Annotated in this window: 1 pseudogene; it reads left to right on the forward strand. The window is 66.6% G+C overall.

Annotated elements, in window-relative coordinates:
• Nucleotides 1–350 precede the first annotated feature (350 nt).
• Nucleotides 351–620, forward strand: a pseudogene (locus tag C1J01_RS48485) (hypothetical protein); the annotation flags it as partial.

The following is a 620-nucleotide window of genomic DNA, read 5'->3' on the forward strand; positions in this document are numbered from 1 at the left end:
CCTCACGGCCTTGTAGTGATCAGCAGCGACTCGACACCGCACATGATCACTCAAGGCCGTCTCGCTGTCCGCGAAACGATCAAACGTGGCTCAGCACAACGATCCGGAGGATAAAGAACAAGCTCAGTCGGGTCTCGCGTGCAGCGTCATCGCTGATGTCCTCGACGGCGAGTCGAACGACGGGGACACCACGGCCGCCGCCGTTGCAGGTCTTTGGTTGCGGTCATCGACATAGCAGGCCGGTCACGCAAAGAGCAGTCGGAGTATGGGGCGACGCTATGGATCCGCCTCTGTAACGGGCGTCGCCGTTGGAGCGTGGTCTGGCGAACTCGCCCAGGGGGACGGGTAACGTGCTGGACGCCGCCGACAGGCTCGCCGAGCACGATCGGCTTTTCATGGCCGAGGCGGCACGGGCGTGTCAGAACGGTTTCATCGGCGCGCTGCAGGCCGACCTGCCCGCCTTGCGCCGGGCTGAGCCGGCCCGGGTGCTCCAGGCGGCAGAGGAGTTCGAGCAGGCCTTCGTCCCCGACGCGCTCGACGTGGGCACGACCTTCTACACCGGCACGCCGTTCACGCCGCGTTTCGGCGGCGAGTCGCGGGCCAAGCATCTGGCGGGCGGC

Origin of the sequence: Nonomuraea aridisoli (assembly GCF_003236395.1) — a bacterium.
Lineage (GTDB): Bacteria > Actinomycetota > Actinomycetes > Streptosporangiales > Streptosporangiaceae > Nonomuraea > Nonomuraea aridisoli.